Origin of the sequence: Geothrix fuzhouensis (genome assembly GCF_024609325.1) — a bacterium.
GTDB lineage: Bacteria > Acidobacteriota > Holophagae > Holophagales > Holophagaceae > Geothrix > Geothrix fuzhouensis.
The window spans coordinates 234540-251172 of record NZ_JANHMQ010000002.1 but is presented as its reverse complement, the minus strand read 5'-3'; the positions used below and the strand labels follow the sequence as shown (position 1 = coordinate 251172).

General features: G+C 67.4%; 15 protein-coding genes. 7 read left to right on the top strand and 8 right to left on the bottom strand.

Features of this window, described 5'->3' with window-relative positions; genetic code table 11:
- Positions 1-97 precede the first annotated feature (97 nt).
- The 6 genes from NOV74_RS08370 to NOV74_RS08345 all read right to left on the bottom strand — a co-directional run bounded on the left by NOV74_RS08370 (position 98) and on the right by NOV74_RS08345 (position 4865).
- Entirely contained in the window at positions 98-583 is a 486-nt protein-coding gene (locus NOV74_RS08370; protein WP_257311038.1) for a hypothetical protein, read from the bottom strand.
- A gap of 191 nt (positions 584-774) precedes the next feature.
- Positions 775-1761 (bottom strand): 3'-5' exoribonuclease YhaM family protein, encoded by a 987-nt coding sequence (locus NOV74_RS08365; RefSeq protein WP_257311037.1) that lies wholly within the window; start codon positions 1759-1761, stop codon positions 775-777.
- Between the two features lie 51 nt (positions 1762-1812).
- A complete protein-coding gene (locus NOV74_RS08360) occupies positions 1813-2136 on the bottom strand; it encodes an RNA-binding S4 domain-containing protein (RefSeq protein ID WP_257311035.1) in 324 nt (107 codons plus the stop codon).
- 4 nt (positions 2137-2140) lie between these two features.
- On the bottom strand, positions 2141-3124 hold the full coding sequence (locus NOV74_RS08355; protein WP_257311034.1) for a peptidylprolyl isomerase: 984 nt from the start codon (positions 3122-3124) through the stop codon (positions 2141-2143).
- Positions 3121-4158: a peptidylprolyl isomerase gene (locus NOV74_RS08350; RefSeq protein WP_257311032.1), complete on the bottom strand. Its 1038-nt coding sequence runs from the start codon at positions 4156-4158 to the stop codon at positions 3121-3123. The genes NOV74_RS08355 and NOV74_RS08350 overlap by 4 nt, the downstream gene beginning before the upstream one ends.
- Positions 4159-4184: 26 nt before the next feature.
- Positions 4185-4865 carry a Bax inhibitor-1/YccA family protein gene (locus tag NOV74_RS08345; protein WP_257311031.1) on the bottom strand — a complete coding sequence of 227 codons (681 nt, stop codon included), beginning with the start codon at positions 4863-4865 and terminating at the stop codon, positions 4185-4187.
- An 89-nt stretch (positions 4866-4954) separates the two neighbouring features.
- Here NOV74_RS08345 and NOV74_RS08340 point away from each other — a divergent pair, with 89 nt between their 5' ends.
- Positions 4955-6097 (top strand): aminotransferase class I/II-fold pyridoxal phosphate-dependent enzyme, encoded by a 1143-nt coding sequence (locus tag NOV74_RS08340; protein ID WP_257311030.1) that lies wholly within the window; start codon positions 4955-4957, stop codon positions 6095-6097.
- A 15-nt stretch (positions 6098-6112) separates the two neighbouring features.
- Here the strand turns inward: NOV74_RS08340 and NOV74_RS08335 are convergent, their stop codons facing one another.
- A complete protein-coding gene (locus NOV74_RS08335; protein WP_257311028.1) occupies positions 6113-8713 on the bottom strand; it encodes a CHASE domain-containing protein in 2601 nt (866 codons plus the stop codon).
- 150 nt (positions 8714-8863) lie between these two features.
- Between NOV74_RS08335 and NOV74_RS08330 the strand changes: the two genes are divergently transcribed.
- The 4 genes from NOV74_RS08330 to bioA all read left to right on the top strand — a co-directional run bounded on the left by NOV74_RS08330 (position 8864) and on the right by bioA (position 13545).
- Positions 8864-9520 (top strand): tetratricopeptide repeat protein, encoded by a 657-nt coding sequence (locus NOV74_RS08330; protein WP_257311027.1) that lies wholly within the window; start codon positions 8864-8866, stop codon positions 9518-9520.
- Positions 9521-9535: 15 nt separating this feature from the next.
- On the top strand, positions 9536-10144 hold the full coding sequence (gene bioD, locus NOV74_RS08325; RefSeq protein ID WP_257311026.1) for a dethiobiotin synthase: 609 nt from the start codon (positions 9536-9538) through the stop codon (positions 10142-10144).
- Positions 10145-10287: 143 nt separating this feature from the next.
- A complete protein-coding gene (locus tag NOV74_RS08320; protein WP_257311025.1) occupies positions 10288-12153 on the top strand; it encodes a hypothetical protein in 1866 nt (621 codons plus the stop codon).
- 24 nt (positions 12154-12177) lie between these two features.
- Positions 12178-13545 (top strand): adenosylmethionine--8-amino-7-oxononanoate transaminase, encoded by a 1368-nt coding sequence (gene bioA / locus NOV74_RS08315; protein WP_257311023.1) that lies wholly within the window; start codon positions 12178-12180, stop codon positions 13543-13545.
- 5 nt (positions 13546-13550) lie between these two features.
- Here bioA and NOV74_RS08310 read toward each other — a convergent pair whose 3' ends face one another.
- Entirely contained in the window at positions 13551-14447 is an 897-nt protein-coding gene (locus tag NOV74_RS08310) for an MBL fold metallo-hydrolase (protein WP_257311022.1), read from the bottom strand.
- Positions 14448-14537: 90 nt separating this feature from the next.
- Between NOV74_RS08310 and NOV74_RS08305 the strand changes: the two genes are divergently transcribed.
- Positions 14538-15557, top strand: coding sequence for a fumarylacetoacetate hydrolase family protein (locus NOV74_RS08305; RefSeq protein WP_257311020.1), 1020 nt, complete (start codon positions 14538-14540; stop codon positions 15555-15557).
- A 33-nt stretch (positions 15558-15590) separates the two neighbouring features.
- Positions 15591-16625 carry a proline iminopeptidase-family hydrolase gene (locus NOV74_RS08300; protein WP_257311019.1) on the top strand — a complete coding sequence of 345 codons (1035 nt, stop codon included), beginning with the start codon at positions 15591-15593 and terminating at the stop codon, positions 16623-16625.
- The last annotated feature ends 8 nt before the right edge of the window (positions 16626-16633 follow it).

Sequence of the window (16633 nt, the reverse complement as noted above, 5' to 3'; positions counted from 1 at the left end):
CATTCAGCGCTGCACGCTTCCGGCGCAGCGACATCACAAAAAGGCGCCAACGGCGCCCTTTTTGTCGTTATAGCAAATAGTTAAAGCGTTTACCGATCTACGCAATCGCCTGTCGAATATCGAACAGGAGGCGCTTGAGCTCCAGTTCGGACAGCTGGAGTGGCACCTGCTGCTTTACCTCTTCCTTTCGGAAGAAGGCAATGCGCTTCACCACGACCTTGTTCTTGCCGAGGCTGATTTCGTTGAACTGGATCTGGGTGTCGTCCTTGTAGGGCGGCAGGCTGCGGAGCTGGATGTACATCCCCCGGCGGTCATGGTCCACGATCTCCAGGCGCTCCTTCAGGTAGTTCACCTTCTCGGAGAGCATCTCGGCCTTCGTCTTCAACTTGGCGAAGCTGAGCCGCTTCGGCGCGTGGCACTCCAGAACCATTTCGCCCAGTTGCACCCCGTCGTCACCCCGCCGGAGAAACCCCGCCAGAGTGCCATCCAACTCCAGATCCGCCTGGTGGAAGGGCTCGAACCCGTGGAATTCACCGGGCAGGACGGAATCGTCGTAGCGTTTGGCTTTGCGGGACAGCTTCATGGCGGGCCTCAGGAAGGGTGGGACCTTCCTCTAGGGCCAAAGCCGTGCCAGGGGTTCGTTACCCAGGCATGTTTAGCACATCGCCTGAATTATCAAGACTTCCTCTCACCTTCTGCCGAGCCGGACCTGCCCAGATGAAGGTTATTCCCTTCGAGACTGTTCATAATTGGTCAATCAAAACCCATGATTGATCACTTCTGGACAGGCTCAACCTTGGGCCAGCGCCGCCTGTAGATCATGCGGTCCAGGGCCCGGCTGTAGGGGCTCCAGGAACCGCTGTCTGACTCATCCTTCGTGGCCCTGGACATCACCTCCAGCTTGCCGTCCAGATCGTCGAGGTAGTGGACCAGCAGGGCCTCGGGGGTCTTGGGCAGCACCGGGGAGCCATACTCCAGGCGCCCGTGGTGGCTGAGAACGATGTGCAGGATCTGCAGGCGCAGGTCCTCGGGGAACCCGGGGATCTTGCCCACTGCCCCACTGATCCAGTCGGCCTCCAGGGCGATGTGGCCCAGCAGGTTGCCCGCGTCGGTGTAGCCGAAGCTGCGCTGGTAGCTCAACTCGGCGGTCTTGCCCACGTCATGCAGGAAGACCCCGGCCAGCACCAGATCGCGGTTCAGGTCCCGGTAGTGTCCGCAGGCACGCTCGGCCATGCCCGCCACGGAGAGGGTGTGCTCCAGCAGGCCGCCCAGGTAGACGTGGTGCATGGACTTGGCGGCCGGAGCCTGGGCGAAGGCCGCGCGCAGCTCCGTGTCCGCCACGAACAGGGCCTCCAGCAGGCGGCGGATCCAGGGATCCTCCACGGACCCGATGAGCCCGTCCAACTCGGCTAGCATCTCTGGCACAGGGCGGGCGCTGACGGGGAAGAACCGGGAGAGGTCGCCCACCTCGGCGTCCGCGGCGAAGCGCACCTTGTCCAGCTTCATCTGGAGGCGGCCGTTGTAGCTGGACAGCGAGCCTTTCACCCAGAGGAAGGCATCCGCCCGAACGGCGTCCATGTCGCCCTCAATGGCCCGCACATCCCACAGGAAGGCCTTGAGATCGCCGGACGCGTCCGAAAGCTTCAACTCCAGGTACTCGCTGCCCTTGGCGCTGATCTTGTAGGCGGCCTCCTGGGCCAGGAGGAAGCCCTGGAAGGCGGCGCCTTCCTTCAGGCTGCGGAGGAGCGGCTGGTCGGACATGAAAACTCCCTGCGACTCATCAGGCTCGGGCAGCTGATGCGACAGTGGCTGTCAATGATTGCGCGGAACCTTGGGGGGGGGGCTGAAGGGATCCTCGTCGCCATAGCCCAGGTCGAGAGGCAGCCGCTTGTCCTCCAGCACCTCGAAGAGCGACCATTGGTCGGCCTTCTTCACGTTGCCTTCGGGCAGGTTCAGGACCCGCACCTTCAGCACCCGGTTGTACAGCGGGAACTCAAGCTCGTCCTGGACTTTCAGATCATGGCTGGCCTTCCTGGGCACGCCGTTCACGCGCACCATGCCCTCGTCGCAGAGCTGGTTGGCCAGCTCGCGCCGCTTGATGAGCAGGCTCTTCTTGAGGAAGGCATCCAGTCTCAATGGCTCAACCTTTCACGATCTGTTCCTTGGGCACCAGGTAGCGGATGTTGGCGCGCATCCGAAGGTTCGACAGGTACTGCTCGATGGCGTTCTGGGCTTTGGGCTCCTGGAGCTTCTCCAGGATCTTGGCCTTCACCTCGGCGAAGTCCTTGACCGGGGCGTCCTCCAGGGCGATGAGCTGGATCAGGTAGAGATCCTTGTCCGTCTCGATGGGAGCCGAAACCTCGCCGGGCTTGAGCTTCACGGCCGCGTCCTCGATGCTGGCGCGGAGGAAGCCCTTGTTCATCCAGCCCAGGTCCCCGCCCGTGGCCTTGCTGGGGCTCACGGAGTTGGCCTTGGCCAGTTCCTCGAAGGATTTGCCGGCCTTGAGCGCCGCCTGGATCTCCGCCAGCTTCACGCGGGCCGCCGCCTGCTCCTCGGGCGTGGCGCCCTTCGCCAGCACGAGTTCGCGGAGGCGGAAGCGGAAGGGGAGGCGGTATTCCTCCTTGTGATCCTCGTAGTAGGCCCGCAGCTCGTTGTCCTCCACCGCGACCTTGGAGAACACCTCACGCTGAAGCACGTACTGCTGCGTCGCCTGCTGCTTCTGCCGCTTCATGAACTCGGGAAGGCCGATGCCGAGGCTGCTGCGCAGAGCCCGCTCCAGATCGGCGTCCGTGGCGAAGTTGTTCTCCTTCTTGATGCCGTCAATGCTGGCGCGCACGTAGTCATCCGTGACCGGCGAGCCCAGCTCGGCCCCCTTGTCCTCCAGCAGGTAGGCATCCACCATGCCCTGCAAGGTCTTCTCCCGGGCATCCTTCAGCTTCTCGTCCAGTTCCTTGCCGGAGAACTGGCGGTAGAGGGCCGCGTGCTGCTGCTCTACGGCCTGGGTAAGGTCGTGCCGGGTGATGATGTGGCTGTTGACGATGACGAGGATCTCCTCGCGCACCTCGGCGGTCAGACCCGCAGGCGCCAGCAGTGCCAGGGCCAGGATGGGACTCAGTGCCTTCAACGGGCACCTCCCTTGGGGGCTTCAGCGGGCTTGGGGGCTTCGGCAGGCTTGGGAGCTTCAGCGGGCTTGGGAGCTGCGACAGCAGGCTTGGTGGCAGGCGTCACCAGCTCGAAGGGGATCTCCTTGCGGAGGCTGTCCATCAGCTCGTTCCAGACCGCCGCCTGCCGCTCGCGCTGAGCGCCCTGCTCGGCCACGGACTTGGCCTCCTCGAAGGGCACCTGACGCGCGGCCTTGCGGCTCTCCACCTTGATGAGGTGGTAGCCGAACTGAGTTTTCACCGGAGCTCCCACCTTCCCGATGGGCTGGGTGCGGGCGGCGGTGCCGAACTCTGGCGCCCATTCCGAGGGATCCGCGTCCTTGTAGAGTCCGCCGTTCTCCTTGCTGCCGGGGTCGTCGCTGTACTTCTCTGCCATAGCCTCGAACTTGGCCCCCTTCTTCAACTCGGCCTGGATCTTCGCGACCTTGGCCTTGGCCTCGGCCTCGCTGAGCCCCTTGGCATCGCCCTCATGCTTCACGGACACCAGGATGTGGCGCACGCTGGCCAGTTCGGGCTGCTTGAAGCGGTCCTTGTTCTTCTCGTAGAACGCGTGCACATCCGCCTCGGAAACCACGAGCTTCTTCTGGAGCGCCTCGCTCTCCTTGGCCAGGAACTCGCGGGCCAGCAGGTCATCCCGGGTGCGGTCCACGGCCCGCTGGAATTCGGGGGTCTTGTCCAGCTCCATGCGCTTGGCTTTCACGGCCAGGAGCTTGCTCTCGGCCATGCGCTTGACGAACTCCTCCTTGCCGCCCTGCAGCATGAGGATCTGCATCTGCTCCTGCTGAGGCAGCAGGTGGAAGGCGGCCTGGAAGTCAGCCTCGGTGATGGGCTCGCCGCCCACCTTGGCCAGCACCACCTCTTCGGGCTTGGGCGCGGAGACCGGGGCCTGGACGGGTGCAGCCGCCTGGGCGGGAGCGGTGGCGGTGGCGGGGGCCTTCGCGGGCTCCTGGGCGACGACACCGAGGGCGATCAGGGAGATCAGGGAAGCACGGAGCATGGGATTCCTTGGATGCGAGGAGGAGCCTAACGGCGCCGTCCGCCGAGAAGGTTCATCAGGGAGATGAGGATGTTGTAGAGGCTCACGAACAGGGCCAGGGCGAACCCGGCGGGATCGCCGAAGTCGTCCGTGCGGAGCATGGCGGAGGTGTCCCAGAGCAGCTTGGCCGAGCAGGCGATGACGGCCACGCCGGAGATGATCAGGCTGAACGTCTCCAGGTGGAAGATGGCCGCCGCCAAGCTGCCGAAGAACATCACGGCGATGCCGACAATGACGAAGTTCCGCAGGAAGCTGAAGTCCTTCTTGGAGACGAAGGCCGTGACCGTCAGGGTCATGAACACCACGCCCGTGAGCCCGAAGGCCATGAACACGGGCCTGAACCCGGCCCCCTGGGCCAGCGCGAGGGCGATGATGCCGGCGATGACGCCCGAGATGAAGGTGAACAGCACATAGGCCACCCGGTTGAGGGGCTTCCGCCGGCTGACCCGGGAGGCGAACATCAGCGACCCGAACTGGACGCCGAAGAGGACCCAGAACCAGAAGCGGCCCGCCACCGAAATCAGGGCATTGCCGATCAAGGGGGCGCTGAGGGCCCCCAGAGCCGCCACGGCGAACCCGCCCATGAGCCACAGGTAGACGCTTCGGACAAAATCGACGCGGGATTGTGCTCCGGTGGAAGCTCCCTGCCACGACTGCTGATAATCCATGCCACGCTCCAAGGGGGATCCGCGGTGGATCCCCCTCAGATCCTAACATTCCCCCACCCTTACCCTGCCTCCAAGGACCCTGAGGTTCCATGCTCCCCTCCCCCTGGCGGCAACGCCTTTGGCACCAGGCCGAACACCGCCGAGCCCTGGGCCGGGACCGGGCCATCCATCCGGCTGGAGGGGTGGATTTCTGTTCCAACGACTACCTGGGCCTGCGCCGGGATCCGCGCCTGGCCGAGGCGGCCGCCGCGGCCGCCCGCAACCACGGGTCCGGCGCGGGCGGTGCCCGTCTCCTCCGGGGCACCACGCCCCTCCATGACGAGCTGGAAGCCGCCCTCGCCCAGTGGAAGAGGACTGAAGCCTGCCTGCTCTTCAATACGGGCTTCCAAGCCAATGCCACGCTCCTCCCCGCCTTGGTGGGCCCTGGCGATGCCGTCTTTTCCGATGCCCTCAACCACGCCTCCCTGGTGGACGGCTGCCGCATGGCCCGCGCCGGGGGCGCCCATCTGGGCATCTACCGGCACTTGGACTTGGTGGACCTCGGGGCCCAGCTCGCCGCCTGGCGAGCCTCCGTCCCTGCGGAGGCCCTGGCCCTGGTGGCCTCGGACGCCGTGTTCAGCATGGATGGTGACGCGGCGGACCTGCCGGCCCTGCTGGACCTCTGCGACCGCCACGGCGCCCTGCTCCTCATCGACGAAGCCCATGCCACGGGCCTGCTGGGCGCGAACGGCGCGGGCCTGGCCCAGCTCCAGGGTGTCCACGGCCGGGTGCCCCTGGTCATGGGCACGCTTGGGAAGGCCTTGGGCGCCTTCGGGGCCTTCGTCTGCTGCGACGCCCTGCTGCGGGAGCACCTGCTCAACACGGCTCGGGGCTTCATCTTCTCCACGGCTCTGCCCCCGCCCGTCCTCGGCGCGGCCCTGGAGGGTCTGCGCATCGCCCAGGCGGAACCCTGGCGGCGGAAGCGGGCACTGGCCCACGCCGCGCACCTCCGGCGCCCCTTGGGGCAGGCCGACCAGCCCTCAGCCATCGTGCCCGTGCCCGTGGGCCCCGATGCGGAAGCGGTGCGGTTGGCCACAAGTCTCCAGGCCCGCGGCTTCGATGTGCGCGCCGTGCGCCCGCCCACGGTGCCGGAGGGGTCGGCCCGCCTGCGGATCACCACCGGCGCCCATCTTGAGGACGTGCAGATCCAGGCCCTCGTCGAGGCCCTGGCCCTGGAACTTCCGGGCGCCTGATCCGGCGCATGGAGGTCAGCCTCCCAGCGCCTTCTGCATGGCCTGCATCAAGCCCGTACGCTGGAAAGGCTTCTGCACGAAGGCGACGAGGCCTTTGCCCAGGAAATCGTGGACGGCCTCCTGCTCGTTGTAGCCGCTCATCAGCACCACCCGGCAGGCAGGATCGAGGGCCCTCAGCTGGCGGAAGGTCTCGACCCCGTCCATGTGCGGCATGGTGAGGTCCAGGAGCACGGCCTTGATCCGGCTGCCCTCGGCCTTGAACCGGTCCAGGCACTCCTGGCCATCCCTGGCCTCAAGGACCTCGAATCCCATGGAACGGAGGAGCGCATCGGCCACGGCGCGCACACCTTCCTCGTCATCGACCACCAAGATGGTGCCCGACCCAACCCAACTCGTGGGCTCAGCCTCCTCCCGCCTGGCGGGCGCCGCCTCCAGGCCGGCCGGGAAGATGACCTTGAACGTGGTGCCCTTGCCGACCTCGCTGTAGACCCGAATGCCGCCCCGGTGACCCCGGACGATGCCCTGCATGGCCGACAGTCCCAGCCCGCGGCCCGTGAACTTCGTAGTGAAGAAGGGCTCGAAGATGCGGGCCTGGATGTCGGGGCTCATGCCCTGCCCCGTGTCCGACACCTCCAGGGTGAGGAAGCTGCCGGGCTCGATGGTCTGACCCGGGAAGTCCCGGATCAGGTCCCCCTCTGCGTAGGACTGGGTTCCCGTGCGGACCGAGACGATGCCTTCCCGGTCGCCGATGGCCTCTGACGCGTTGGTGACCAGGTTCATGACCACCTGCTGGATCTGGGAGGCCTCCGCCATCAACGCGGGCAGGCCGGACTGGAGCTGGAACCGCAGGGTCACCTTCTTGGAAATGGAGACCTCCAGGAGATGGGACATTTCCTCCACGGCCTGGTTCAGGTCCAGAGGGGCGACCGTGAAACGCCCCCGGCCGGAATAGGCGAGCATCTGCCGCGTCAAGCTGGTGGCGCGATGGACGGACTTCTCCAGGTTCTCCAGGTACGGCTGCGCGGGCGAGAGCGGCGGCGTACAGAGCTGCGCGAGGCTGATGTTGCCGAGGATGGCCGTGAGGAGGTTGTTGAAGTCGTGCGCGATGCCGCCCGCCAGCACGCCGAGGCTCTCCAGCTTCTGGCTCTGGAGCTGCGCCTGTTCGGCCCGGCGGCGGTCTGTGATGTCGGTGATGATCCCCAGCACGCTCACCACGCGCCGTTCATCGTCCAGCACCGGGTTGCCAGTCACGATGGTCCACACCTCCGAACCGTCCTTCTTCCGGAACCGGGAGTCATGCTGGCCGCCATTCCCGTTCCTCCGGTGGGCCATGTGGCGGTCCGAGGCCGCCCGGTCCTCCTCGAACATGAAGTCAGACAGGGGACGGCCGACCATCTCCTCCGGCAAGTAGCCCAGCATCTGGGCCATGCGGCGATTGACGAAGGTGGTCATTCCTTCCGGGTCCACCACCCACATGCCTTCCCCCATCACCTCCACCAGATGGCGAAACCGGGCTTCGCTCTCCCTCAGGGCCGCCGCGTCCCGGCGGTGGCTCTCCGTCTCCAGCGCCAACTCGCGCGTCCGGGCCTCGACCTGAGTCCGGATCTGCGCCTGGCCGGTCAGCAACCCCCGCACGTAGGCCGCGAGGATCAAGCTGAAGGCGAAGCCCCCGGCCAGAACACTCCACGCCCGCCAGCCAGCCCCCAGGTCGTAGTAGCCCGGGGTCGGGGTCACCACCACCTCCCAGCGGCGGCCGGCCAGGTCGAAACCGAGGGCCTGCCGGAGCTTGGATGAACCGCCCGCGGCGGACGGGGGCAGGGGCGAGGGTTCGCGGTGCAGCAGGGCCTCGGCTTCCGGGGCGCTGTCGTCCAACAGGCACAGGTCCACCCCCCGCGGTTCCAGAATGGCGATGGACTTCTGGACCAGGTCGCCCGCCCGGAAGACTCCTTGCACCACTCCCAGATTGCGGCCTTGCCGGTCCCGCACCGCGGCCATCACCAGGATCCCCGCCTGGGCAGTCGTATCCTGGAGCAGGTGGATCCGTCCGCTGGCAGAGACTTCCCCGGTGCGCAGGGCTCTGGCCAGCGCCTCCTGCCGGGTGGCCAGGTGCTCGGCCGAATAGCCCAAGGTCACCTCGTTGCCCGAGAAAGGCGTCACGAACTGGATCGCGTAGAATCGCGCGTGCGGGGGCAGAGGCTCGCTTTGTCCCGCCTCATTGCGCCGGAAGAAGTGGAAGCCAGGATAGAAGCGCCGCCCCTCCGCCTCCAGAGCGCTCCGGTTTTCCGGGCCGACCGCTGGCAGCCACTGGAAAGCCTGGATGTAGGGGTGCATGGCGAGAGTGGACGCCGTGAACGCGTCGAAATCCGCCCGACTCACATCATCGCTGGCTTCAAAGTAGCTTCGGAGAACGAGGACATCTTCGAAACCGTGGCGGAACCCCTGCACCACGCTTTCGGCGCGGTCGCGGGCCGCCTCGTGGAACTGCGCCTCCACCTGGCGATGGTGGGCGTCCTGGGCCAGGAAAAACCCCACCAGGGAAAGCACCGCCCCGACCACCAGCACGGCCGCAGCACGGTATCGGCCCAGGGTGGGGGGGCGGGGTGAAGCATCGGCCACGGCTACCTCGGTCAGGACTCAGAGTTGGAATTATCCTGGCATGGAGTATTTCGTTCCGGGAGTTTTGCGCCTATTTTCTTCACCCGTCTGATCCCGGCCAAGACCTGTGGGAGAATTCCAGGAGACCGGAAGGTCATCAGGAGGTGGCATTTGAACCGGAACATCATGTTCGCCCTGGCTGGAGGTCTTGCTGCTGGATTCCTCGCGGGCTATGTCGTCGGCGGCAGTGGCGCTAAGGATGCAGCCACACCCAGCGCCGCCTCCCCCGCTGCTGGAGTGGTCCTGCCCGCGCCCTCTCTGGGCGGCGGCATGGCCCCTGGCGCGGCTGGTGCCGCGGCCCCCGGTCAGATCCCACCGGGCATGGGCCTTCCGAATGCGGAGATGCAGGCTCGCATCATCCAGCTGGAAGGCATCGTGAAGGCCGAACCCAAGAACCACGACGCCTGGGTGGGCCTCGGCAACGACTATTTCGACAGCCACCAGCCCCAGAAGGCCGTGGACGCCTACGGCAAGGCCCTGGCCCTGAAGCCTGACGACCCTGACATCCTCACGGACCAGGGCGTGATGTACCGCCAGCTCCGGCAGTTCGACAAGGCTCTGGCGAACTTCCAGAAGGCCGGCAAGATCAACCCGGCGCACGTGCCTAGCCTCTTCAACATCGGTATCGTGTATGCCGGCGATCTCAACAAGCCCGATGAAGCCGCCAAGGCCTTCAACAAGGTGCTGGTCCTCGCCCCGAACAGCGAGCAAGCCACCCAGGCCCGGCAGCTGCTGGCCCAGCTCAACAAGGGCGGCGCCCCCCGCTGATCGGCCCCTGAGTCCATGCTGAACCTCGATGCCCTCCCCAGCCCGCTCTGGGTCCTCGGAACCGGAACGGGCGTGGGGAAGACGTTCGTATCCTCGCGAATCGCGCGGGCCTGGGCGGTCTCGGGTCCCGTGAGCTATCGCAAACCCTTCCAGACGGGCGTGGACCGGCCGGATCATCCCGAAGCCGATGCCAGCGCCGTGGCCGGTTCGGGCATCACCGCCGAAAGCCACGTCCTCCTGCGGGCGCCCTTGTCGCCCCTGGCGGCCGCCCTGCAGGAGGGCCGCAGGCTGGACCTGGAAGCCACCGCCGCCTGGTGCCGTCGCCCCGCCGAGGGCCGGGTGCTGCTGGAAGGCGTGGGCGGCCTCATGGTGCCCCTGGCGCCTAAGGTCCACTTCCTGGCCTGGGCCACGGACCTGCAGATCCCCTGCGTGCTGGTGGCCCTGGGCGGCCTCGGCACCCTCAACCACACCCTGCTCAGCGCCGAGGCCCTCATGCTCCGCGGGTGGCGGGTCGAGGGCGTGCTGCTGAATCCCGGAGCCGACGGCACCAGCCCCGAGGCAGCGGAAGAGAACGCGTCTGTCCTGCGGGGCTTCCTCCCCGTCCCGGTCCACGTCCTGAACTAACTTTCAGAGGGTCTCCGACCGATCCAGGCGCTATCCTCTGCGCAGTCAAGCCGCCAGAGCCTGCTCCGGATGTTCACGCACAGGTGGGATGACTTCCCACATTGATCGTCGGTCCAGCCTTTCCTCCCGCGGGAACGGGTCCCATGCCAGCTCCAGCCTTGTTCCGTCACCGATTGCTGCCCGCGCTCCTCTTCGGGCTGGCCGGGCTGCTGGTCAACCTGCTGCGCTACGAGATCTTCTTCAACGTGGACTTGATCTTTGGATCGGTCTTCGTGATGCTCGCGATCCTCCACCTTGGCGAAGGGCCCGGCGTGGTGGCGGCCCTGATCGCGGGCAGCGCCACCTGGATGCTCTGGAATCATCCCTGGGCCATGGTGATCCTCGGGGGCGAGGCCCTCTTCGTAGGTTGGCTGGTGCGGCGCCGGTCGTGGGATCTCCTTCTCGCGGACCTTCTCTTCTGGGGTGCCCTGGGGATCCCCCTGATCTGGGTGTTCTACCACCTCGTGCTGCGGACCCCGATCCAGGCAACGGCGCTGGTCTTCCTGAAGCAGGCCATCAACGGCATCCTCAACACCCTGCTGGCCTGCATCCTCTCCCTGGCTTGGCGAGCGCGGGTCGTTGGGAACAGGATGGCCCGGCCGACCTTCCGCTCCGTGGTCTTCGTCACGATGGTGTCGCTGGTGACCTTCCCGGCCCTCCTCTACCTGACGGTCTTCGTCCGCCAGGAGGTCCGCCGGGGTGAGCAGGACCTGATCCGCCAGAGCGCCGAGCTCGATTTGGTGGCCCGCCAGGTGCTCCAAACCTGGATTGGGGACCGCCATCAGAGCATCGCCACTCTGGCGAACCTGGCCGCCCAGTCCAACCAGCGTCGGGGGGACCTGCAGCGCGCCGTGGAGGCCATCCGGACGGCCATGCCGGCCTTCAAGCGGGCCGGCGTGCTGGATGTCCATGCGGAGGTCATCGCCTTCAGCCCCTTGGTTGATGACCTGGGGCACGCCACCCTTGGACGGAACTTCTCCGATCGGCCTTACATCCCGATCCTGCGCGAAAGGCTGACGCCCTGGGTGGCCGACGTGGTCATGGGCCGCATCGGCCGGCCGGAGCCGGTCATCTCCCTCGTGGTCCCCGTGGTCCGGAAGGGAGGGTACGACGGCTACTGCATCGGCATCGTGGATGCCAAGCTGATCCAGGGCCTCCTCGCCATCATCGCCAATTCCGCCGACGCCCGGCTGACCCTCCTCGACCGATCTGGGCACGTGGTCTCCAGCACCCGGAAGGACCTGACCATGATGGCGGCCTTCACCCCACCACCCGGCGAGCGCCGCTGGCTCGCTGAGGGGGTCTGGCACGTCCTCCCCCCGTCCCGGCCGGGGCGCAGCACCATGCAGCGGTGGGGTGAGTCCTGCCTCGTCCAGGAGGGGCTCCTGAGCCCGCAACTCCCCTGGCAGTTGGTCGTGGAATCTCCCCTGGCCCCGCTGATCGCGAGTCTGAGCCGGATCACCATCCGGGGCCTCGGCACGCTCTTGCTCCTCATCCTTCTGACCATCAGCCTGGCCCATTTGTTCAGCCGCAGGTTCACCGGGGCCATCGCCCGCCTGGAGGAGGCCACCCGCGCCTTCCCCGGGCGCCTTAGCGGGGATCCGGGCGCCCCTCTGGTCCTGGCCCCCAGCCGCGTCGAGGAGATCCAGCACCTCAATGACCGCTTCCAGCAGATGACCGATGCGCTCCGGGTCTCCTTCCGCGAGCTGAACGATCTGAAGGACACACTGGAGCAGCGCGTCACCACCCGCACCCAGGAACTCCAGGCCGCCCTGGACACCATCAAAACGCTCCACGGGATCATCCCCATTTGCGCGTCGTGCAAGAAGATCCGCGACGACATGGGCTCTTGGAACCAGCTGGAGACCTACATCTCCGAGCACACTGAGGCCGACTTCAGCCACGGCATCTGCCCCGAGTGTGCCCAGAAGCTCTACCCCGAGGTCCCCCGCGGCGATCCCAAGACCTGAACAAGGCTGGCCTAGACTGGAGCCATGCCGACGCCCCTGCCCCCCGACTGGACTGATCGCCTCGCCCTGGACCGCGCCCATCTCTGGCATCCCTTCACGCAGATGCAGGTGCATGAGGCCGATCCGCCGGTGCCCGTGATCGGCGGGGAGGGCTGCGACCTGCTGCTGGCCAACGGGGAACGCGTGCTGGACGGCGTCTCCAGCTGGTGGACCTGCCTGCACGGCCACGGGCACCCGAAGCTGGTGAGCGCCCTGGAGCGCCAGGCGGCGAAGCTCGACCACGTCATGTTCGCGGGCTTCACCCACGAGCCCGCGCTGGAGCTGGTGGTGCGGCTGCGGCCGAAGCTCCCGCCGAACCTCACCCGCGCCTTCTTCTCGGATGACGGCAGCACCGCCGTGGAAGTGGCCCTCAAGATGGCCTTCCAGGCCCAGCTCCAGCGGGGGCAGAAGGGCCGCGACCGCTTCGGCGCCCTGCGCGGCGGCTACCACGGGGACACCCTCGGCGCCGTGGGCGTGGGCGAGCTGGACAACTTCATGACCGGCCTCTTCCGGCCCTTGCTGCTGGCTTGTGAACGCCTGGAGGTGCCTGAGGATCCGCGGCGTGAGCTGGCGCCGGATCTCGCAGGTTGGCCCGAGCGCCTGGAGGCCGCCCGCCAGGGCCTGCGCGCCTTCTTCGCCACACACGGAGAGCGGCTCGCCGCCTTCATCGCCGAGCCGCTCATCCAGTGTGCGGGCGGCATGCGCATGTGGCCGCCAGAGCTGCTGCAGGAGCTGCGTGGCCAGTGCGACGCCCACGGCGTCTACCTCATCCTCGACGAGGTGGCCACGGGCTTCGGTCGCACCGGCACCTTCCTCGCGTGCGAGCAAGCAGGCGTGGCACCGGACCTGCTCTGCCTCTCCAAGGGCCTCACGGGCGGCACCCTGCCCCTGTCCATGACCTGGGCCACGGAAGAGATCTACGGCCACTTCTGGGGCACGCCCGCCTCGGGCCGCGCCTTCCTCCACGGCCACAGCTACACGGGCAATCCGATCGCCTGCGCCGTGGCCTGCGCCAGCCTGGCCCTCTTCGACGACGAGCCTGTGCTGGCGAACGCTGCCGCCCTGAACGAGGCGATGACCGCAGCCTTCACCGCCCTGGCCGCGCATCCCGCCGTGCGCCAGGCCCGTGTGCTGGGCACCATCGGGGCCTGCCGCCTGGTGGATCCGACGACGGGCGAGGCCCACGACACGGAGGACCGCTTCGGCTGGCGTCTCCACCGTCAGGCCCTGGACCACGGCCTCCTGGTGCGCCCCATGGGCGATTGCCTCTACCTGCTGCCGCCCCTCAGCACACCCCCCGCGCGCATCCGCGAGGCCGCGGAGACGCTGCTGGACCTGCTGCCTCGCGAATAGACGCCTCAGGGCACGGGCACCGCCTCGTAGCCCGCGCCCTTCGGGGTGATCCGCACGAGCTGCGGCAGGTGCGCGCCCGCCAGCACCGCCTTCCGACGGGCGGCCTCGCGGAACAGCTCCTGCCGGACCTTCACGGCGCGGTCCCCATCCAGGTCGAAAGCGACGCCCACTTCCGGATGCTGGAACTGCACCGCGCCGAAGTGGATGAGGTCGCCGATGCACCAGAGCTCACGGCCTTCGGAGCTGAAGGCGTAGACCGTGTGGCCGCCCGTATGGCCGTGGGCCGGGATGGCCCGGAGGCCCGGGGCGAGCTCCTCGCCATCCTCGAAGGGGCGGAAGGCCCCGGCCTTCTCGTAGACCCCAAAGAGGGCCTTCAGCCTCGGCGCCCGGTCCCGCAGGCGCTCGGGCAGGCGCGCGGGGTCCTCGGTCCAGAAGGCGTGCTCGCGGCGGGCCACGCGCAGGACCGCCTTCGGGAAGACACGCGTGCCATCGGCCTTCAGCAGGCCGCCGATGTGGTCGAAGTGGTCGTGGGTGATGAGGATGAGGTCGATGTCCGAGGCCGCCACGCCCGCGGCGGCGAGCTGCTCTGCCAGGTGGCCCGAGTCCTCCTCGGGATCCTTGCCGATGCCCGTGTCCACCAGGACGGTGTGCCCCGGCATCCGCACGAGGAAGGCGTTCACCGGCGTGTCCGCGGCATCCTTCCCACCCAGCATCCGCTTGGCCTCCGCGGCATCGATGCCCTTGAGGAGCGAGGCGGCGAGGGGGATCCGCCCGTCCTGCAGCTTCCACACCTGCAGCTGGCCCAGGCGCAGGGATACGAGGCGGGAGGCGTTCGCGGGAGCGGAGGGCGTCATGGCGGTTCCCGGCAGCAGGAGGGTCGTGGCGAGGAGGAGGGCGCGCATGGCCCAAGTGTACCTCGGCCCATCCGCCGCGAATGACGATGCAGGAGTCGTGTTTTTCCGGCATTACACTGTGTCTTTGCGGAGATTCCGATGAAGCTGGTGACGTTCCTGCAAGCCGACGCGGAGAAGATCGGCGCCGTCATGGCGGACGGCCGCATCCTCGACTTCGCCGCCGCCGAACCGCGCCTGGCCGTGGACATGCTGACCCTCATCCGCCGCCAGGACGAGCTGCTGCCCCTGGCCCGCGCCCTCGCAGCGGCGCCACCTTCCGCAGCGCTGATCGAGGCCGCCTCCATCCGCCTGCTGGCCCCCGTGCCCCGGCCCGTCTCCATGCGCGACGGCTACGCCTTCCGCCAGCACGTGGCCACGGCCCGGCGCAACCGCGGGCTGGACATGATCCCCGAGTTCGACCTGTTCCCCGTCACCTACTTCACCAACCACCTGGCCGTGACGGGCCCCGGCGAAGTACTGGTGCAGGACCACCACCTGGCGCGCCTGGACTTCGAGCTGGAGGTGGCCATCGTCACGGGCCGCCCCCTGAAGAACGCCACGCTGGAGGAGGCCGACGCGGCCATCTTCGGCTACATGGTGATGAACGACTGGAGCGCCCGCATGCTCCAGATGGAGGAGATGAAGCTCTCCCTGGGCCCCTGCAAGGGCAAGGACTTCGCCACCAGCCTGGGCCCCTGGCTGGTGACGAAGGACGAGCTGAACCTGGAGCGGACCGCCACGGGCGAGCTGCTCCACGCCCGCATGACCTGCGACGTGAACGGGCACCGCCTGTCCGACGGCAACGCCGACAGCATGAACTGGACCTTCGCCCAGATCCTCCAGCGCACCAGCTACGGCATCCAGATGCAGCCCGGCGAGGTCATCGGCAGCGGCACCGTGGGGACGGGGTGCCTGCTGGAGCTGAACGGCTCGAAGGTCACCGACAACCTCTGGCTCAAGGCCGGCGACGAGGTGGTGCTGGAGATCGAGGGCCTGGGCCGCCTGGTGAACACCATCACCCACCTCCCGGAGCGGCTGGTGGATGTGCCCCCGACCCTGGTGGGCGGCACGCTCCCGGACCTCTATGCCGGCACGCCCAGCGGCGAGGCCGGGGACTGATTAGACTGGGGCATCCCCCCATCCGGAGTGACCATGCACCGCGCCTTCGCCCTCCTCCTCGGCCTGCTGACCGCCGCGAGTTCCGTCCTCGCGCAGAAGCCCACGTTGAAGGCCTACTTCGCGGATGCCGCGAAGGTCCGCGAGGGCGGCGTGAAGGTCATCCCCATCCAGACGCCCAAGGGCACGTTCAAGGTCTGGACCAAGCGCTTCGGGAACAACCCGCGCATCAAGCTGCTGCTGCTCCACGGCGGGCCCGGTTCCACCCATGAGTACTTCGAGTCCCTGGAGGGCTACCTCCCCGCCGAGGGCATCGAGTTCATCTACTACGACCAGCTGGGTTCGGCCTACTCGGACCAGCCCAAGGACCGCGACCTCTGGACCACCGAACGCTTCGTCGAAGAAGTCGAACAGGTGCGCGTGGCCCTGGGCCTGAACAAAGACAACTTCTACCTGCTGGGCCACTCTTGGGGCGGCATCCTGGCCGCCGAGTACGCGCTGAAGTACAGCGCCAACCTCAAGGGGCTGATCATCTCGAACATGATGATGAGCATCCCCGACTACAACCGCTACGCCGCCGAGGTGCTGGCCAAGCAGATGGACCCCGCGGTGGTGAAGGAGGTGAAGGAACTGGAGGCCAAAGGCCAGTACGAGAACCCCCGCTACATGGAGCTGCTGATCCCGAACTTCTACAACCAGCACCTCTGCCGCCTCCCCGAGTGGCCCGACGCCTTCAAGCGGGCCAGCGCCCACTCGAACAACGACATCTACGTGCTCATGCAGGGGCCCAGCGAGTTCGGCGCCTCGGGCCGCCTGGAGAAGTGGGACCGCAAGGCCGACCTGCCGAAGCTGGCCATGCCCACGCTGGTCATCGGCGGCACCTACGACACCATGGACCCCGCCCACATGAAGTGGGTCTCCACCCAGGTGCAGCACGGCAGCTTCCTGCTCTGCCCCCACGGCAGCCACATGTCCATGTGGGACGATCAGCGCACCTACTGCGAAGGCCTCATCCGGTTCCTCAAGGAGACGGACGCGGGCCGGAAGACCGTCGCCTTCGGGAAACCCTGAGCCGGCGT

Bases quoted from the DNA above. Each gene is read 5' to 3' on its own strand.
- NOV74_RS08365 (WP_257311037.1), bottom strand. From the start codon at position 1,761: ATGTCCGACCAGCCGCTCCTCCGCAGCCTGAAGGAAGGCGCCGCCTTC.
- NOV74_RS08340 (WP_257311030.1), top strand. From the start codon at position 4,955: ATGCTCCCCTCCCCCTGGCGGCAACGCCTTTGGCACCAGGCCGAACAC.
- NOV74_RS08345 (WP_257311031.1), bottom strand. From the start codon at position 4,865: ATGGATTATCAGCAGTCGTGGCAGGGAGCTTCCACCGGAGCACAATCC.
- bioA (WP_257311023.1), top strand. From the start codon at position 12,178: ATGCCGACGCCCCTGCCCCCCGACTGGACTGATCGCCTCGCCCTGGAC.
- NOV74_RS08370 (WP_257311038.1), bottom strand. From the start codon at position 583: ATGAAGCTGTCCCGCAAAGCCAAACGCTACGACGATTCCGTCCTGCCC.
- NOV74_RS08300 (WP_257311019.1), top strand. From the start codon at position 15,591: ATGCACCGCGCCTTCGCCCTCCTCCTCGGCCTGCTGACCGCCGCGAGT.
- NOV74_RS08350 (WP_257311032.1), bottom strand. From the start codon at position 4,158: ATGCTCCGTGCTTCCCTGATCTCCCTGATCGCCCTCGGTGTCGTCGCC.
- bioD (WP_257311026.1), top strand. From the start codon at position 9,536: ATGCTGAACCTCGATGCCCTCCCCAGCCCGCTCTGGGTCCTCGGAACC.
- NOV74_RS08305 (WP_257311020.1), top strand. From the start codon at position 14,538: ATGAAGCTGGTGACGTTCCTGCAAGCCGACGCGGAGAAGATCGGCGCC.
- NOV74_RS08320 (WP_257311025.1), top strand. From the start codon at position 10,288: ATGCCAGCTCCAGCCTTGTTCCGTCACCGATTGCTGCCCGCGCTCCTC.
- NOV74_RS08310 (WP_257311022.1), bottom strand. From the start codon at position 14,447: ATGCGCGCCCTCCTCCTCGCCACGACCCTCCTGCTGCCGGGAACCGCC.